The 16,177-nt window shown below is 73.0% G+C and carries 13 protein-coding genes and 1 pseudogene; 1 reads left to right on the top strand and 13 read right to left on the bottom strand.

What is annotated here, in order from left to right; all coding sequences use genetic code 11:
- Positions 1–7: 7 nt before the first annotated feature.
- From BU197_RS22875 to BU197_RS22850, 6 genes and pseudogenes are all read right to left on the bottom strand, one after another.
- Positions 8–1,222, bottom strand: a complete 1,215-nt coding sequence (locus tag BU197_RS22875) for a DUF2201 family putative metallopeptidase (protein ID WP_188270185.1) — start codon at positions 1,220–1,222, stop codon at positions 8–10.
- A 14-nt stretch (positions 1,223–1,236) separates the two neighbouring features.
- Positions 1,237–2,433, bottom strand: coding sequence for an AAA family ATPase (locus BU197_RS22870; protein WP_188270184.1), 1,197 nt, complete (start codon positions 2,431–2,433; stop codon positions 1,237–1,239).
- Entirely contained in the window at positions 2,430–4,289 is a 1,860-nt protein-coding gene (locus BU197_RS22865; protein ID WP_188270183.1) for an ankyrin repeat domain-containing protein, read from the bottom strand. The genes BU197_RS22870 and BU197_RS22865 overlap by 4 nt, the downstream gene beginning before the upstream one ends.
- Positions 4,286–5,428, bottom strand: coding sequence for a gala protein (locus tag BU197_RS22860; RefSeq protein WP_188270182.1), 1,143 nt, complete (start codon positions 5,426–5,428; stop codon positions 4,286–4,288). The genes BU197_RS22865 and BU197_RS22860 overlap by 4 nt, the downstream gene beginning before the upstream one ends.
- Positions 5,429–5,486: 58 nt before the next feature.
- Positions 5,487–5,559, bottom strand: a pseudogene (locus BU197_RS22855).
- Between the two features lie 298 nt (positions 5,560–5,857).
- Positions 5,858–7,036: an MFS transporter gene (locus tag BU197_RS22850; RefSeq protein WP_188270181.1), complete on the bottom strand. Its 1,179-nt coding sequence runs from the start codon at positions 7,034–7,036 to the stop codon at positions 5,858–5,860.
- Positions 7,037–7,228: 192 nt separating this feature from the next.
- On the opposite strand from BU197_RS22850, the gene BU197_RS22845 reads away from it, so the two are divergent.
- Entirely contained in the window at positions 7,229–7,927 is a 699-nt protein-coding gene (locus BU197_RS22845; protein ID WP_188270180.1) for a FadR/GntR family transcriptional regulator, read from the top strand.
- Between the two features lie 59 nt (positions 7,928–7,986).
- Here the strand turns inward: BU197_RS22845 and BU197_RS22840 are convergent, their stop codons facing one another.
- The 7 genes from BU197_RS22840 to BU197_RS22810 form a co-directional block, all read right to left on the bottom strand.
- A complete protein-coding gene (locus BU197_RS22840; protein ID WP_188270179.1) occupies positions 7,987–8,640 on the bottom strand; it encodes a hypothetical protein in 654 nt (217 codons plus the stop codon).
- Positions 8,640–9,272 carry a hypothetical protein gene (locus tag BU197_RS22835; RefSeq protein ID WP_223182913.1) on the bottom strand — a complete coding sequence of 211 codons (633 nt, stop codon included), beginning with the start codon at positions 9,270–9,272 and terminating at the stop codon, positions 8,640–8,642. The genes BU197_RS22840 and BU197_RS22835 overlap by 1 nt, the downstream gene beginning before the upstream one ends.
- On the bottom strand, positions 9,269–10,138 hold the full coding sequence (locus BU197_RS22830) for an ABC transporter ATP-binding protein (protein ID WP_188270178.1): 870 nt from the start codon (positions 10,136–10,138) through the stop codon (positions 9,269–9,271). Before BU197_RS22830 ends, BU197_RS22835 begins: the two co-directional genes overlap by 4 nt.
- Positions 10,135–11,277: a FecCD family ABC transporter permease gene (locus tag BU197_RS22825; protein ID WP_188270177.1), complete on the bottom strand. Its 1,143-nt coding sequence runs from the start codon at positions 11,275–11,277 to the stop codon at positions 10,135–10,137. Before BU197_RS22825 ends, BU197_RS22830 begins: the two co-directional genes overlap by 4 nt.
- Positions 11,258–12,412: an ABC transporter substrate-binding protein gene (locus BU197_RS22820; protein ID WP_188270176.1), complete on the bottom strand. Its 1,155-nt coding sequence runs from the start codon at positions 12,410–12,412 to the stop codon at positions 11,258–11,260. Before BU197_RS22820 ends, BU197_RS22825 begins: the two co-directional genes overlap by 20 nt.
- A 228-nt stretch (positions 12,413–12,640) precedes the next feature.
- Positions 12,641–15,052: an endonuclease/exonuclease/phosphatase family protein gene (locus BU197_RS22815; RefSeq protein ID WP_317452103.1), complete on the bottom strand. Its 2,412-nt coding sequence runs from the start codon at positions 15,050–15,052 to the stop codon at positions 12,641–12,643.
- 312 nt (positions 15,053–15,364) lie between these two features.
- The gene (locus BU197_RS22810) at positions 15,365–16,153 is read right to left on the bottom strand and encodes a hypothetical protein (protein ID WP_188270175.1); all 789 of its coding nucleotides are present in this window, start codon (positions 16,151–16,153) and stop codon (positions 15,365–15,367) included.
- Positions 16,154–16,177: the final 24 nt, after the last annotated feature.

Raw genomic sequence — 16,177 nt, 5'->3', positions numbered from 1 at the left:
CGCGCCGTCAGCCCGCCGTGGGGATCCGCACCGTCTCCGCCCACGGCGGGGGCGCGGGCGGGTCCTCGCCGATCAGGGCGGCGATCAGACGGGCCGAGACGGGTTCCGCGGGCCAGGGTGTGCAGCCGTCGGTGAGGACGACGACGATGTTCGGCGGGTCGGCGGCGGCGAGTGCCTCGTGGATGCCGACGGTCATGTCCGTACCGCCGCCGCCCGCGAGTTCGACCTGGTCGACGCTGGTCACCCGGGCGACGGCCTGCACGTCCGCGTCGCACGCGAGGACGGCGACCCGATTGCCGCCCACGCCCACCTCGCGCAGCACCCCCGAGATCTCGGCGAGCGCCGCCGCGAGGTCGTCGTCGCCCATCGAGCCCGAGGTGTCGACGACGACGGCCACCCGGGGCAGCGGCCGGCGCAGGCTGGGCAGCACGACCCGGCCGCCGAGGGTCGAGGTACGGCGCGAGGGACGCCGGTACGTGTAGTCGACCGCGCCGCCCGCCCATGCCACGGCCTCGCGGACCGCGCCGGTGAGCGCCTTGCGCCAGTCGACGGTGGGTTCGAGGACCTGTTCCGCCCAGCGTCGCCAGCCGCCCGGAACCGTTCCCCGGGAGCGCTTGTGGGCCCGTATGGCCTGGGCGGTCTGACGGCGCAGCGCCTCGGCCTCCACGGGGCCGAGACCGGCCGTGCCGGAGCCGCCGTGCTCGCCCAGGTCCCAGGGCGCGGGCACGCCGTGCGCCCCCGACCCGCAGTCGAGCGGGTGGTCGGTCGACTCCGGGACACCCCGCAGGTACTCCTCGAAGAGCCGGCCGGCGGGCAGCCCGAACAGGCGCGGCTCCATGAGTCCCGGAGGCAGCCGCAGTCCGTCGGCGACCAGGTCGTCGTTGATCTCGCAGTCCTGGGCGATGTTGACACGCAGCCGGTCGCGCTGGTCGGCGGCGGGCAGCCGGTCGGCGCGTCCGTGATGGTCGCGCAGCAGATGGGCCGCCTCGTGGATCCACACCCCGGCCAGCTCCTCGACACCGTTCGCGTCGACGAACGAGGGCGCCACGTAACAGCGCCAGAACCGGTCCACCGCCATCGTCCGCACCTGCTCCGAAGGGACGACGGTCAGGGCGTACAAGGCGGAGGCGAGATACGGGCGTGCCTCCGCCGCCTTGTAGCGCGCTGCCAGCAGCTTGGCGCGGTCGAGCCGGTCGCCCGGCACGGGTCTGGTGGAGGGCATGGCGCGGCGGCCGGTCAGCGCCCGCCCGGCAGCGCGCCGGCGAGCTGGAGCAGTTCGAGGAAGGCGTCGATGCCCGGCGGAATGGGCCACTCCGGTTCGCGCATCGCGGCCAGATCGCGGGCCGCTCGCGCTGCCACGTCGGGCACCCCGGCGTCCACGGCCTTGGCCAGGACCTCCCAGCCGGCCTCCCAGCGCGGGCGGGTCGGCTCGCTCTGCACGGCGGCGACCACGGCGATGAGGAACGCCAGCTGACGGTCGCCGCGCTCGGGCAGGGCGAAGGCCGAGGGGTCGGCGAGGACCCGGTCCGGGTCGGGCAGGTCCAGATTCTCCAGATACGAGAGGAGTTCGATGCCGGCGGCCTCGCCGACGGCGCCCATCAGTGCGGCGGCCCGCGCCTCGTGCCCGGCGCCCGACGCGTACCCCGTGGCCAGGAGCCGCAGCGCCATCTCCCAGGTGCGGGGGGAGGGCCAGGCGCGGCCACGGCCCTCGGCCTCCTTGGGCATGTGGTGGACGAGCCCCGGGCGGGCCGTCAGGAAACCGCTGATGACACCCCGGGCGCGGGCGACGGCGCCGGACACCCGCTCCGGCCGCACCGAGGGCAGCACCGTCTCGGGCCAGGTGCCCGCCATGCCGCGGGCCACCGTGCGCGGGTCGTGCGTCCAGTCGAGGTGGACGAAGCGGTTGGCGAGCGGCGGGCTGAGGTGCCAGCCGTCGGCGGCGCTGGAGGGCGGGTTGGCGGCGGCCACGATCCGTACCGACGCGGGGAGCGCCAGGCTGCCGACCCGGCGTTCGAGGACCACCCGCAGCAGGGCCGCCTGCACGGCGGGCGGCGCGGAGGACAGCTCGTCGAAGAACAGGAGGCCGTGGCCGGTACGGGCGAGCCGCACGGCCCAGTCCGGCGGCGCCATCGGCACGCCCGACGCGGCCGGGTCGTCGCCGACGATCGGGAGCCCGGCGAAGTCGGACGGTTCGTGGACGCTGGCGACGACGGTCTCCAGACGCACCCCGAGGGCGTCGGCGAGCTGTTCCATGCCCGCGGACTTGCCGATGCCGGGCTCGCCCCACAGCAGGACCGGCTGGTTCGCCGTCACGGCGAGGGTGAGGGCTTCCAGTTGAGGGTTGCCGACCGGTTCGGTCCTCGTGGTGTCCAGGCGTGCGTTGAGGGCGTCGGCGGCCACGAGGGACGCGGGAGCGGGCGCGGAACCGGTCATGGGCGGGTGTCCTCGGCGTCTGCGGGTGTCTTCTCGGGGCCCGCATCCGCCGGATCCTCCGCGTCCCAGTCGACGTCGGGGGAGCCCTCGGAGGAGTCCCGTTCGTCCATGTGGGAGTCGAACCAGTCGGAGCCGATGCCCGGATGCTCCTTCAGGACGCGTCGGCGCAGGAACATCAGGTCGGTCCGCTGGTAGCGGCGGATCACCTGGGCGAGGGACAGTTCCGTCTCGTCGACGACGTCGATCCTTGCCCCTGCGGCCAGCAGGTCCCCGACCAGGTCGGCGGAGCCGCCTTCGTGGACGGCGCACTGGAGCGGGGTGTGGTCCGACCGGTCCTTCGCCTCCAGGTCGAGTCCGGCGGCCAGCAGCCTCGGCAGCAGTTCCCGGTGGTCGAGGAGCGGCAGGACGTGCAGCAGCCCCCGCTTCCTGCGGTCGCGGACGAACGGGTCCGTACCGGCGTCGAGGAGGGCGAGGACGGCGGGCGCGTCACCGTGCTGGGCGTGCAGGAACAGCGCGTTCCGCTGCTCCGTCAGGCCCCGTGGCAGCCGTTCGCCGTCGGCCCACGCCGCCTGGGTGGCGAAGCAGCCGCTGATGGAGCCGCCGAAGGCGCGCAGGGCCAGCTCGCGCTGCCGTTCCTGTTCGGTGTGCGGGCCCTGGAGGACGCCGTCGCGCGACACGACCTCGTGCCAGGAACCGCCGCAGCGGACCCTGACGGGTTCGGGTGCACGAGGGGCGGGCGGTCCTGTCACGGCCCCGGCGTCCGGGAAGAGGGCGGCGGCCACCAGCGGGTGCAGTTCCTCGGGCCGGATCCGGCCCGCCCGCAGCAGCCCGATGTCGGGCAGCCGCTGCCAGGCGTACGTGGGCAGGAGCGGGACACCGTCCTCCTGGCCGTACTCGTGGCCGGTGACGCGCAGGGGGGTTCCACCGGGGGCGCCCGGGTCGGACTCGATACGGAGATGGCTGCGCCACTGCGGGTGGATGCGGAAACGCGACCCGCGTCCCGCCTGGGCGAGGCGCAGGATCTCCGGGGCCAGCCGGGTGAGGTCGGGGGCGACGAACGAGGCGAGCCAGGCGACGTCGATCCGCTGGTAGGAGCGCGGGCCCTGCGGCGGCGGAGTGAGGTCGAGGTCGATCCCGGCGGCGGCGTACGCCTCGGTGTGCTCGCCGCGTGCCTGGAGGACCGCGATCCATTCCGCGAGGACGGTCGGATCGGAGCCGTCGGGGGCCTCGTCCGGCAGTTCGCCGGAGTGCAGGGGCGTGCCGTCGGGGCGCAGGAACGGCAACCGGCCGCCGGAGCCCGAGCCGGGGGCGTCGACGGCGCCCGCGCTCCAGCGCAGTTCGCCGGAGTGGCGGGCGTCCCAGAGGCGGCGGGCGGCGGTCCAGTCCTCGGTGGCGTACGGGAGCCCGTGGAGCATGTCCTCCCCGGGCCCGGTGGCCGGGCCGAAACGCAGTGCGAGCCGCTGCGGTCCGGCCAGCATCGGGGTGTTCGTCAGGGACAGGACCGGGCCTTCGGCGCCGTACGCGGCGAGGACGACACGGCGGCAGCAGGCGAGGGTGGTGTGTCCGCCGAGCGTCCGGGGAAGGTGCCAGCGCAGCAGGTCGGGCGCCAGGTGCCGCAGGTCGTCGGCGAGACGGGAGGCGACCTCGGCGCCGTACCGGTCGGCTGTCCGCTCGGGATCGAGGTCGTCGGGCACGTCCACGGCGGCCACGGCGCAGGCCGCCCGCCAGTCGCCGGACTCCCGGGCCTCCGTGGCCCGTTCGATCATCCAGCGGGGAACGGCGTGACGGCGTATGCGGGCCCAGGCGGAAGCGTCCTCGGGGGAGAGGCCGCCGGGCGGTACCGGACGGGCGGTCACCGGTACACGCTCCCGATGGCCTTCAGATCGGGGTGGGTCGGCCGAACGGGCCGCAGCCTCTCGGCGAAGGACCGCTTGAGGCGGCGCGGAGTACCGGGGCCGAGGCCCACGTATTCGAGACGGTGGCCTTCGGGGAGCGCGGCGAGCAGGTTCCTGGCGCCTCGGCCGGTGATGCCGGTGTGGCGCAGTTCGAGGCGGCGCAGGGGGCTGCCGGGGAGGGCGGCGGCCAGTGCCCGCGCGCCGTCGTCGCCGGTGGTGTTGCCGGGCGAGCCGAGGCTGCGCTCGGACATGGCCCGGCCGAGGTCCAGGGTCTCGATGCCGCCGAGGGCGTCGGCGAGGGCGCGGGCGCCCCGGGGGCCGATGCCGTTGCCGCCGAGGCCGAGCCGCACGGGCCGGGCAGGGTCGGTGGCGGCGGCCAGGGCGGCGGTGCCTTCGTCGCCGAGGTGGTTGGCCGGCACGTACAGCTCGCGGACCCCGGCGTCCCGGACGAGGGCGGCGAGGAGCGGGGCGTCGGCGGCGGTCAGCCCGTTGCCGCCGAGGAAGAGACGTTCGAGCGGGGCCTCGCGGTCCAGGAGGGCGTCCAGGAGGACCCGTACGCCCTCGGGGCCGATGCCGGAGTTGACGAGGTCGAGCGTACGGAGGGTGTCGTTGCGGCGCAGGAGCGCGGCGAGGGTACGGGCGCCGGCCGCCGTGACCGGGTTCCGCTTGAGCCACAGGGCCCGCACCGTGGTGTCCTCGGCGAGCGCACCGGCGAGGGCGGTCACGCCGTCCGGGCCGACGCGGTTGCAGCCGAGGTACAGGGTCCGGATGCCGTGTCCGGCCTCGGCGGCCAGGACGTCGGCCACGTGCCGGGCGCCCTCGTCGCCGAGGGAGTCGGTGCCGAGCAGCAGATGCGTGGCGTGCGGGGAGGCGGCGGCCACGGGCAGCAGACGCGCGGCGCCCTCGGGACCGAGCCCCTGCTTGCACAGGTCCACCCGGCCGTCGGCGCGCAGGGTGCCGAGCGGAAACGTTTCGTCCTCGGCGACGGGCCGCGCGTCGGCGAGCCGGTCGAGGAGCGGCGAGAGCAGCGCGGGATCGGCGAGCGGCAGATCGGGATGCTCGATCGCGGGACAGCGTACGGGCGTTGTCGGCTGGTCCATCACCACTCCACCGGGTCCTCCGCCGGGGCCCGGCGTCCACGTCGACAGCAAGCAGGCGCAAGACCGGTCGGATTCGAACCGACGTCCTCCAGCTCGATGCGTGGGCGCGACGACCTCTGCGCTACGGCCTTGCTGCGGAAGATCATAGCCATAACTTCCCTGATGTCGATCACCAGTTTGAGAGCCCATGGGTGTTTTGGAGGGGGAGAGCGCGGGAGCCTGTGGCGTCCCGCGACGTGGTCGCTTCGGGGGCCGGAGCCTTGGCTTGAACGTGACTCATGGGCACCATTCTCCGCAGCTTCACGTGGGAAGACGGCCAGGATCCGGAAGCGGAGGCCGGGCGGATCCTGCGGGAACTGTGCACGGACGGGCTCCTCGTCGCCTCCGGCCCGCGGGGAACCACCTGTGAGGCCGTCCCGAAGGAGCGGCCTACGCGTCGGCCCCGTCGGCCCGCGCCCTCGTCAAAGCCAGCCCGACCAGGACTTGGAACAGGGCGAGCAGGATCAGCACGGTCAGCGGAAGGCTCCAACCGCCGGTGGCCGACCGCAGCAGTCCCACGCCGAACGGGCCCGCCGACGCCACCAGATAGCCCGTGCTCTGGGCGAACGTCGACAGCGCCGCCGTCTGCCGGGCGCCGCGACCGCTCATGCCGATGACGGCGAGGACGAGCGGGAACGCCCCGAGTCCCAGACCGGTCAGGACGGCCCAGAGCGCGGGCAGGGCGAGGGGCGCGAGCAGCAGACCGCAGAAACCGGCCACGAGCGACGCCCCCACGAGGACGAACGCCAGCCGCAGCCTTCCCGGGCTCCGGGTCAGCGGCATCAGGACGAAGGTCGACGGGACTCCCACGGCCAGCATCAGACCGAGCAGCGCCCCGGCCCGGCCGCTGTCCAGCCCCTGGTCGGAGAGCATGCTGGGCAGCCAGCCGATCACCGCGTAGCTGTTCAGCGACTGGAGCGCGAAGAACGCCGTGACCAGGAGCCCGAACCGGGTCCGCCCCATGCTCCAGGCCGAGACGCCCGGCTCCGCCGCCGCCGGCGCCGCAGCCGCCCAGGACCTCCGGCCCCCGCTCCACACCACCAGGGCGAGCAGCGCGGGCAACGCCCACAGGGCCAGCCCCGCCGACGGACCGCCGACGAGGTCGGCCAGCGGCACCGCGGCGGCGGCGGCCACCGCCGAGCCCAGGGCCATCGTCGTGGTGTAGAGCCCGGTAAGCAGGGCGACCCGGTCGGAGAAATGCGTACGCACCACGGCAGGCAGCAGGACGTTGCACAGGGCCAGCCCGGCCGACCCGAGCAGCGTCCCGGTCAGCAGCGCCGCCGTGCCGGGCACCGCGCGCACCGCCACCCCCGCGCACAACGCCGCGAGGGCCAGCAGAACGGCCCGCTCGGTCCCCACGCGCCGGGCCAGCAGAGCGCCGCACGCTCCCATGACCGCGAAGCAAAGGGTCGGCAGGGTGGGCACCAGGGCGGCCACCACCGGGCCGAAGCCGATCCGCTCCCGCAGCGGCTCCAGCAGAGCCGAGGCGCTGCTCACGCTCAGGCGCAGATTGAAGGCGATCAGCACGATGCCGGCGCCGACGAGCCAGGTCGCACGGGATCGGGTCATCGGGGCACGGGTGCTCCCGGGGGAGCGATGGGTCAGTGGCATGCGGGCAAACATAAGACGTCTGACCTTTAACGTCCAATCATCAGGTGGCTATCCTGGAAAGCGCCCTCCGCACGTCCGATGGCACCCGCCCCGCATCCGGAACGGTTCCCCCGCATCCGAAACCGTCCCCACGTATCCGAGGGAGCCTCCATGGCCCTGGCCTCAGCCCGCCGCCCCGCGCTCGTCGACGAGGTCATCGCGGGTCTGCGTGGCGAGATCACCTCCGGACGCTGGCCCGTCGGCTCCCGCATCCCGCCCGAGCCCGCGCTGATCGAGCGGCTCGGTGTCGCGCGCGGCACCCTGCGCGAGGCGGTCCGCGCCCTCGCCCACGCCGGGCTGCTCCAGGTCCGCCAGGGCGACGGCACCTATGTCCGGGCCACCAGCGAACTGTCCGGCGCCCTCCAGCGCCTCGACAGCGAACTGAGCGACGTCCTCGAAGTACGTCAGGCACTGGACGCGCAAGCCGCCCGCCTGGCCGCCCTCCGCATCACCCCCGACCGGCTCTCCGTGCTCGGAGAACTGCTCGCCCGGCGCGCCGCCGCCTGGGAGCGCCGGGACCAGGACGCCTGGATCGAAGCCGACCACGCCTTTCACCAGGCTGTCGCCGCAGCGAGCGGGAACACCCTGCTCGGCGACCTCTACACCGGCCTCGGCCCTGCCCTGCGCCGCTCCATGGCGGCCCACTGGGCGGAGCCGGGATTCGACGGCGCGGACCCCCGAGGCCACGAAGACCTCCTCGTCGCACTGCGCGGCGGCCACGCCGACCGTGCGGCTCTGAGCGCCACCGCCAACATCGACGCCACCACCCACTGGCACACCGCACCGACACCCGCGCCTCCGGCCCGGTGACCGGGCGGGCCCCCGTCGCGTACGCCTCCGCTGCGCACGCCCCCACCGCGCCCGTGCCGTCACCCCGTGGCCGCCGCCGGAACGGACGTCGTGGCCGTCCAGCGCAGGAGCCCGTAGAGGAGTTGGGTCGCACCCGGCATGAAGCGGGAGCCGTGGTGGTACACCGGGTCCATCGTGGTGACGATCAGTCGGCCGGGGGTGGAGACCCGGTCCTCGTAGAGGAGGACCTGCCGGGTGGCGGGGTCGCCCTCCTGCTCCAGGTCGGTGTACGCCAGGACGGTGGCGCCGGCCGGGGGTTCCAGGAGGCCGTGGTAGTGCCAGCGGACGGCCCGCTCGGTGAGATGGTCCCAGGCCTCGTGCCCCTCGCCCGACCTGCGGACGCCGTTGTCGCCGCCGGGGGCGCGCCACCACCAGAAATTGGTCTCGGCGGGCCGCAGCCCCCGCAGCCCGGGGACCCAGTCGCAGGTGCCGTTCTCGCCGAGGACGACGACCGTGCCGCCGTGTTCGGCGACCTGGAGGATCCAGGGCACCGCACCGGCGAGGAGCCGGGCGTGCAGCCGGTCCGAGACGAAGAGGACGTCCAGGTCGGCGAAATCGCGCTGGGTGGCGTCCGGGAGATAGATCTCGCGGGGACGCCAGAGCCGGACCGCCGGGTCGGTGAGCGTGGTCAGCTGGCTGAAGGAGCCGCCGTGCAGGAATCCGATTCGGTACATCAGAGGGTGCCCTCCAGCCAGGCGTGCAGACGGGGTCCGAGCGACCGAGTGGAACGGTCGGGGTCGCTGAACAGGGACAGGTCGTTCCCGGCGTGGGCCATGACGAAGCCCTCGCCGAGCGGATAGAGGACGTCGATCGGCAGTGCGTGCGGGCCGATGCCGTTGAGTACGGTGCCGCCCTCGGGCACGCGGGAGTGGTACCCCCGGCCGTAGAACCCGGCCACGCCCAGACGCGCGAGGTCGTCGCCGGTCGGGGTGCCGGGCACGCCCGTGCGGTAGAGGAGTTCGAGGTAGTCGACGCCCTCGAAGACCGGATGCGGGGTGACCGGGCTGATCCGCAGATCGTCCGGACCGTGGTAATCCAGCGCCCGCCACGGGGAAAGGCCGGGCAGGAAGGGGCGTACGACGTGCCCGTTGACCAGGATCCGGCCCCCACCACGCACGAAGCGCTCAAGCAGTGGTGCCTGCCGTTCGAGGAAAATCTGGTCAACCGTGTTCACAAGCGACAGGCCCTTGATCCCGCCGCTCAGGAGCAGCTCCTCGGACAGGTCGTACACATCGAGCGGTTCGGCGGGCAGCCCGGCGGGCGGACCCATGGGGAGCCCCATGGTGACGACACGGACGGAACTCATACGGGAGCCTCCTGAGGAGAGGGGAGCGGGGCGGTACGGGTGGGACCGAGGTCGGGGACGACGCTGGTCCGGGGGCCGCGAGGGCCCTCGACCCGGACGGTGGTGACGGGGAGGCCGTACAGCTCGGACAGCGCCGCCGCGTCGAGGAGTTCGGCGGCCGGACCGGTACGGACGTCGTCCGGGCCCAGTACGAGCACGGCGTCGTCGGCGAGGTGCAGGGCGTGGTCCGGGTGATGGGTGGTCAGGACGATGCCGAGACCGGACCCGGCGAGTTCCTGGAGAAGGGTCAGCACCCGGGCCTGGTTGCGCAGGTCCAGCGCGGAGACCGGTTCGTCGAGGACCATCACCTGGCACTCGGCGGCGAGCGCCCGCGCGATCAGCGTCATCTGGCGCTCTCCACCGGACAGTTCGGTGTACGAGCGGTCGGCCATGTGCGCGATGCCGACGCGCTCAAGGGCCTCGGCGGCGAGGGCCCGATCGCGGCGACCGGGTGTGGTGTACGCCTTGATGTGCCGGGATCGGCCCATCAGCACCATGTCCGTGACCGAGTAGGCGAACGGGGCGGCGTGGGACTGCGGGACGTACGCGACGGGCGCGTGGGTGGTGACGCTTCCCTCCGTGGGCCGGGCCAGTCCGGCGAGCAGCCGCAGAAGCGTCGACTTGCCCCGGCCGTTGGGGCCGAGGACCCCGAGCACCCGGCCCCGGTGGGCGGAGACGTCGACGCCCCGGAAGACCCATCGGTCCTTCGTGTAGCGGTGTCCGAGCGCGTGGGCCTCGATGACCGGGCCGGGCGCGGCGGCGGAGGGGCGGCCGGCCTGGGCGCGGTCCTTCGCAACGGCGGTGCCGGTCGGCCGGGTTCGGCTCACGGGGACCACATCCGGTTGCGCGACCTGGCGAGCAGGGCGATGAAGAACGGGGCGCCGATGATCGCGGTGAGGATGCCGAGCGGCATCTCCGAGGCGGTCAGCGTCCGGGAGAGGGTGTCGATGACGGTGAGGTAGGAGCCGCCGATGAGGAACGCCGCGGGCAGCAGCAGCCGATGGTCGCTGCCGGTCACCAGACGGGCCAGATGGGGGACGACGAGACCGACCCAGCCGACCAGACCGGCGACGGCGACCGAGCCGGCCGTCATCAGGGCGACGGCGCACAGGAACACTCCGCGGGTCAGCCGCGGCGGCACACCGAGCGCGGTGGCGTCCTCGTCGCCGAGCGAGAGGACGTTCAGGCGCCAGCGCAGGGCGAACACCACGGCGGCGCCGAGCAGCACCGGGACCGCCGCCGTGACGACCTTCGGATAGGTGGCGGTGGACAGGGAGCCCAGGAGCCAGAAGACGATCGAGGGCAGTTCGGACTCCGGGTCGGCCACGTACTTGCCGAAGGAGACCAGGGCGCTGAAGAAGGCGGCGGTGACGGTGCCGCCAAGAACGATCATCAGGATCTGGTTTCCCCCGCCCAGCCGTCCGATCAGCATGACGATCGCGAGGGCCACGAGCCCGAACCCGAAGGCACCGCCCACCACGCCGAACGCGCCGGTCCCGAGCAGCATGGCGAGGACTCCGCCGAAGGAGGCTCCGGAGGCCACCCCGAGGGCGTCGGGGCTGACCAGCGGATTGCGGAAGACACCTTGCAGGGCGGCGCCCGCGAGCGCGAGTCCCCCGCCGACCAGCAGGGACAGCAGGACCCGGGGCAGCCGGACGTCGAGCACGACCGTCTCCTCGGTGCCGGTCCAGGTGCGGTCGACGGGGAGGAACTGCCCGGCGAGCAGCCGTACGACCTCGTTGAGCGGCACCACATAGCGGCCGAAAGCGAGGGCGGAGAGGGCGATCAGTACGGTGAGGACGGCGAGCAGCGGAACACCGAGGAACCGGCGGCGCGGGCTCTGCGAGTCGGGGGAGTCCCGCGGGCTTGGTGAGTCCTGCGGGGCCTGCGGGGCCTGTGAGCCGAGAGAGGTCTGCGGCTTCCGAGAGTCGCGTGCCGCCGTGCTCTCAGGCGCCGAAGCCGTCATAGCCGGAACTCCCGCCGTTCATCCCGAGGCGCAGGACGCCGTCGACCTGATCGCGCGAGATCGCGTAGCCGTACAGGTGATCGAAGGTCTGCTCGATGCGCGTGCGCAGACCGATGCGGGTCGCCAGCCGGGGGTGGAGGATCTGGGCGACCCAGCGCCACATCAGCGGCGACTCGCAGCACGGCGGGTCCCAGCGGTAGCCGCCCAGCGGGATCTTGTAGACGCGTCGGGCGCGTACGGCCCGCAGGCTCGCCAGCTTCCTGTCGGCGTAGAGGTCGGCGGGGGTGGTGGCGTCGAAGCCGGACAGGAGGATCACCTCCGGGTCCCAGCGGAGGAGCTGTTCGACGGAGACCTGCGGGGTGCCGGTGGCCTCGTCGCGTGCGACGTTGACGCCTCCGGCGATGTCGGCCCAGTGGTTCATGTAGTGCGACTTGTTGACGGTGGTCCAGCCGTCGGCGGCGGTCCTCAGATAGAGCACCGTGGTGCGGTTCCTCACCTCGGGGGTGACGAGCGCGCGGATCGCCTTGTCCTCGTCGTGCATCCACTGGACCAGGCTCGTGGCCCGCTCCTTCTTGCCGACGAGCGTGCCGAAGACGTCGATCCACGTCTCCAGCTTCTCCTGGGTGCCGTAGGTGAGGCCGATGACCTTGAAACCGGCGTTCTCCAGGGGAGCGATGACCTCGTCTCCCTGGTCGCCCCACTGGATGACCACGTCGGGCTTGAGCGAGAGCGCGGTCTCCACGTTCGGGATGAAGTCGGCTCCGGCGATGGTGGCGGTCTTCTTCGACTCGGGGAAGACCGTGCCGAAGATGCCGTCCTTGTTGGCCTGGAGGGTGGACTCGTTGATGCCGACGATACGGGCGTGGGAGCCGTCGACGGCCGCGATCATCGACGGTGACGGGATGATCGCGGTGGCGATCCGCTCCACCGGTCTGTCGAACGCCACCCGCTTGCCGCGCTGGTCCGTGATGGTGAAGCCGGCGTCCGGGGCGGCTCCGGTCGCGCCGTCCGCGACGTCACGGGAGGAGCAGGCGCCGAGGGTACCGGCTCCGGCGAGCGCGAAGGCACCGGCGCCGATGCCGCGCAGGGCGGTGCGCCGGGTGGGCGCCGAGGGGGCCTGGAGGGCAGGGGACATGGTCCACCTCCGAAAAGGGTTACTTAGGTATGCCTAACCTAACCTGGTTGGAATGTGGGGCTCCATCGAGGGGCGTCCGGGAGGGGCGGGAGCCCCGGGCCGTACGGACGGAAGGCGACGACCCCGTGGGCACGCCGTCTCCCCGCGTACGCCGAACGCCTCCCCCGCCCGGCGGGGAACCGGACGGAGGAGGCGCGAGGAGGAAGGCGTGACGGAGGGGGAGCCGGGTCAGGGCTTGACGCGGACCACCTGCGGGTCGTGGTCGGAGGCCTGGGTGGCGAACTCGCTGTTGATGTGGACGACGTCGTAGCGGGTCTGCTGACGCTTGAACGCGGGGCTGACCAGGATGTGGTCGAGCACCTGCGAGTTGCCCTGGTAGACGTACGAGTAGCGCTCGGACGCGGGCAGCTCGTTCACCAGGTCGCGCAGGACACCGCCCTGCGTGAGCGTCTGGAGCGCGGGCGAGAACTGGTAGTCGTTGAAGTCGCCGAGGGAGACCACCCGGGCGCCGGGGTCGGCGGCCAGGAGCTTGGCGACGAAGGCGTGCTCGGCCTCCGCCTGCTTGGCGCGCTGCACCTCGGAGCTGCGGGTCGGGGCCTGGAAGCGGCTGTCGAGACCCTGGTCGCCGCCCTTGCTGTTGAAGTGGTTGGCGATCACGAAGACCGGCTTGTTGTGGAAGGAGAACTGGCCGACCAGCGGCTTGCGGCTGCTGTTCCAGGCCTCGTTGGCCGGGTCGATCCGGCCGGGGGAGGCGGTCAGCGCGGTGCGCTTGCCGGTGCCCGTCACGTCCACGGCGGTGGTGGAGCCGCCGCCGGGGATGTCCGTGAAGGAGACCCGGTCGGGGTTGAACAGGAACACCTGACGGATGTTGCCGCCGGGCTCGCCGCCGTCCTTGCCGTTCACCGGGTCGACGGAACGCCAGTCGTAGGCGGGCCCACCGGCCGCCTTGATCGCCGCGACGAACTTGGCGACGGTGACACCGGCCGTGACCGTGCCGTCGTTGACCGGGCCGTTGTCGTCCTGGACCTCTTCCAGAGCCAGGATGTCGGGCGAACGCAGGTTGGTGACGACACCCGCCGCCAGCTCGGCGAACTTCTCGTCAGGGTCGCCCGGGTCGAGGTTCTCGACGTTGTACGTGGCGATCGTCAGCTCGCTCGGCAGACCGCGCTCGGTGACCTCGCGCCGCAACCCGCCCGACTGGAGGGCGCCGAGCCGGGTGGCCTGCACCGCGTAGCCGCCGAAGCTGGTGTAGTCAAGCGGGCCCCCGGTGGCACCGGCGAGCCGGTCGCCGACATCGGCGACCGGGAAGTCGGCGACCGCGCCCAGCGACTGGACCATGAGCCGGCCGGAGTTCTGCCGGTCGTAGCCGAGGTACACGGAACCGCCACGAGCCGAGCGCGGGTCCTGCTCGCGGGCGTTCACCCACAGCTCGTGGTACGAGTTGCTGGCCTGCGTCACCGGCACGTCGCGGACCTCGACGTTCATGCCCTCCAGCGACTCGTACAGATCGAGCGCGTAGACGTCGGGCCGCAGGGTGAGGGGCTCGATCGAGCCGCCCGCCGCGTCCGGGGCGTACGCCGCCGGGACGGCCGAGCCGTCGAGCACGACCGGGGCGGGCACCGGGTTGTCCGAGGAGACCACGGTGACCTTGGGGTTGGACAACTCGGTGAGGGACTGCGAACCACCCGCGCTGTTCGGGTAGTACTCGGTCACCTTGGCCGTGACCAGGACCGAGTCGCCGACCTTGACGACCGGGCCGGTGCCGCCGGTGTAGACGAAGACGCCCTCACTGGTGGCGGGGTCCGCGTCCGGGCTCGGGTCCTGGATCCAGAAGCCCTTGGTGCCGTACGTGCGCACGCCGGTCACGATGCCGGGGACGCCCGTGACCGTCGTGCCCGCGAGCGGCGAGACACGGGTGGCGCCCTGGATGTCGTGGACGCGCACCGTACCGGGCTCGGTCGGGCCGGTCTCGCCCCCGCCGGGGGTGGACTCGCCCTTGCCGTTCACCGGAGTGGGCGCGCCCGCCTGGAAGTCGGCGGCGTTGTCGTCGGTGTCGGCGAGGGACGCGGCGCGGGCCACCGAGGCACTGTTGGACGCACCGGCGGCGGCGCCGGAACCCTCGTGGACCACGGCCGTACCGAAGCCGACCAGGTCGACCACGCGCGGGTCGGCGGCGCAGTCCGCGGCTGTCTTGCAGGTCAGGGCGTCGGTGCCCTTGACGAGGGCGACGGTGCCCGTGGTGGCGGACAGGGCCAGGCTGCCGGTGGCGTCGGCGGTCGGCAGGTCCACCGTGCCGCCCGTGCCCGGCGCCTCGGCGACCAGATAACGGCCACCGGCCGCGACCGCGCCGCTCAGCGGGGTGACCCCCCACTTGCTGGCGGAGGTGGGGCTGCCCGGCAGGTACTGAAGGCTGTGGCCGGCCAGACCGAAGGCGGCACCGGACGGGTTGGCCAGCTCGATGAAGTCGTTCTTCAGCGTCGCGCCCGAGTTGCCGCCACCGCCGTACACCTCGGATATGACCGGTCCCGCGGACGGGGTGGCGACCGCGCCGGGCAGCGGGACGAGCACCAGCGAGGCGGTGACCGCGGCGGGCAGGGTGGCACGCAGCAGGGTGCGGCGGATGGGAAGGGAACTGGGCACCGTTGCGGCACTCCTTCATCGCAGGACACAGCCCTGATCGCCGCACCGGCGTCAGGGGTGGTGAGGGGTCGTCAAAGTCGTGGCGGGGGACGCCTGAGGGCGTTCCGCGAGGATCCAGAAGGTGAAGATACGCGCGTAGAACATGGCGTAACAAGGTTTCGGACGTGAACTTTTCGTCACTCGGTCCCCTTGAGTGGTCGCCGTTCCCGCAGGTCGGGTCGGGTCGCGCGCCTTCCTCGTACGGCATGGAAGACGTGCTTCGGCGGAGTGGCTCCGCGCCCGTCGCCCCCCCCCGGACGACGGCACGGCGGATCAGCCCCGGTCGAGCCGTGGCAGCCGCGCGCAGAGGGACGTGGGGAACTCCGGTACGACCTTGTGGATGCCCGAGCAACCCGCGGCGCCGGACATGGTGACCATCTGCCAACCCGAGGTCTCGGCCCGGTAGAACCAGCGCTGGGCGAGACGCGAGGAACAGCCGTCGCCGACGTCACCGCAGACCGGTCCCATCCGGGTCGACAGGTCCAGCACCAGCCAGGTGCCGTCGCAGCCGCGTTCCTCCCAGCTCGTGTGCTTCGGGACGTCCGTATCGGCGACCGCCTGCCGGTACGAGGGCGAGGTGCACCGCGGGGGCGTGGGGTCACAGCCGTTCTCGTCGCACTTCCGCAGGAAGGGCGGGGTGGCTCCGGCGGGGGTGTACACGTCCAGGCTGTTCACCATGACCCTGCGGGAGCCCAGGGGCTCGTCCAGCTTCACCGGCACCTCGACCTGCCGCGTCCCGGTACAGCCGGACTCCAGGTCCTGGGAACGGGACTCAAGTGTGACCCTCACGTAGACCGTGCCGTGCTCCACCGTCGCCGGCTCACCGCGCAGACCGCGCACGCAGTCGACCCCGCCGTCGGGCACGGTGGCACCGACCATCAGCGACCGGCCGCCGTCGCCGGTACGGACGTTGTCGATGCGGATCGGTTCGGCGAGCGTCCAGGTTCCGGCCGTGGCCGTCCCCGGCGTTTTCCCGGCGGTCTCGACGTGCTGGGAGCCGCAACCGGCGAGGCCCATCAGGACTGCGCCGAGTACCGCCGTCCGTATGCTCTTCTGCCACATTCCATGCCCCCACCCGCGAAGGCT

The organism is Streptomyces sp. CBMA291 (genome assembly GCF_014596525.1).
In the GTDB taxonomy this organism is placed as follows: Bacteria; Actinomycetota; Actinomycetes; order Streptomycetales; family Streptomycetaceae; genus Streptomyces.
This window is presented reverse-complemented; position numbering and strand designations above follow the sequence as displayed.

Coding starts and splice junctions, on each gene's coding strand:
- BU197_RS22875 (WP_188270185.1), bottom strand. CDS start 1,222: ATGCCCTCCACCAGACCCGTGCCGGGCGACCGGCTCGACCGCGCCAAG.
- BU197_RS22870 (WP_188270184.1), bottom strand. CDS start 2,433: ATGACCGGTTCCGCGCCCGCTCCCGCGTCCCTCGTGGCCGCCGACGCC.
- BU197_RS22860 (WP_188270182.1), bottom strand. CDS start 5,428: ATGGACCAGCCGACAACGCCCGTACGCTGTCCCGCGATCGAGCATCCC.
- BU197_RS22850 (WP_188270181.1), bottom strand. CDS start 7,036: ATGACCCGATCCCGTGCGACCTGGCTCGTCGGCGCCGGCATCGTGCTG.
- BU197_RS22845 (WP_188270180.1), top strand. CDS start 7,229: ATGGCCCTGGCCTCAGCCCGCCGCCCCGCGCTCGTCGACGAGGTCATC.
- BU197_RS22840 (WP_188270179.1), bottom strand. CDS start 8,640: ATGTACCGAATCGGATTCCTGCACGGCGGCTCCTTCAGCCAGCTGACC.
- BU197_RS22835 (WP_223182913.1), bottom strand. CDS start 9,272: ATGAGTTCCGTCCGTGTCGTCACCATGGGGCTCCCCATGGGTCCGCCC.
- BU197_RS22825 (WP_188270177.1), bottom strand. CDS start 11,277: ATGACGGCTTCGGCGCCTGAGAGCACGGCGGCACGCGACTCTCGGAAG.
- BU197_RS22820 (WP_188270176.1), bottom strand. CDS start 12,412: ATGTCCCCTGCCCTCCAGGCCCCCTCGGCGCCCACCCGGCGCACCGCC.
- BU197_RS22810 (WP_188270175.1), bottom strand. CDS start 16,153: ATGTGGCAGAAGAGCATACGGACGGCGGTACTCGGCGCAGTCCTGATG.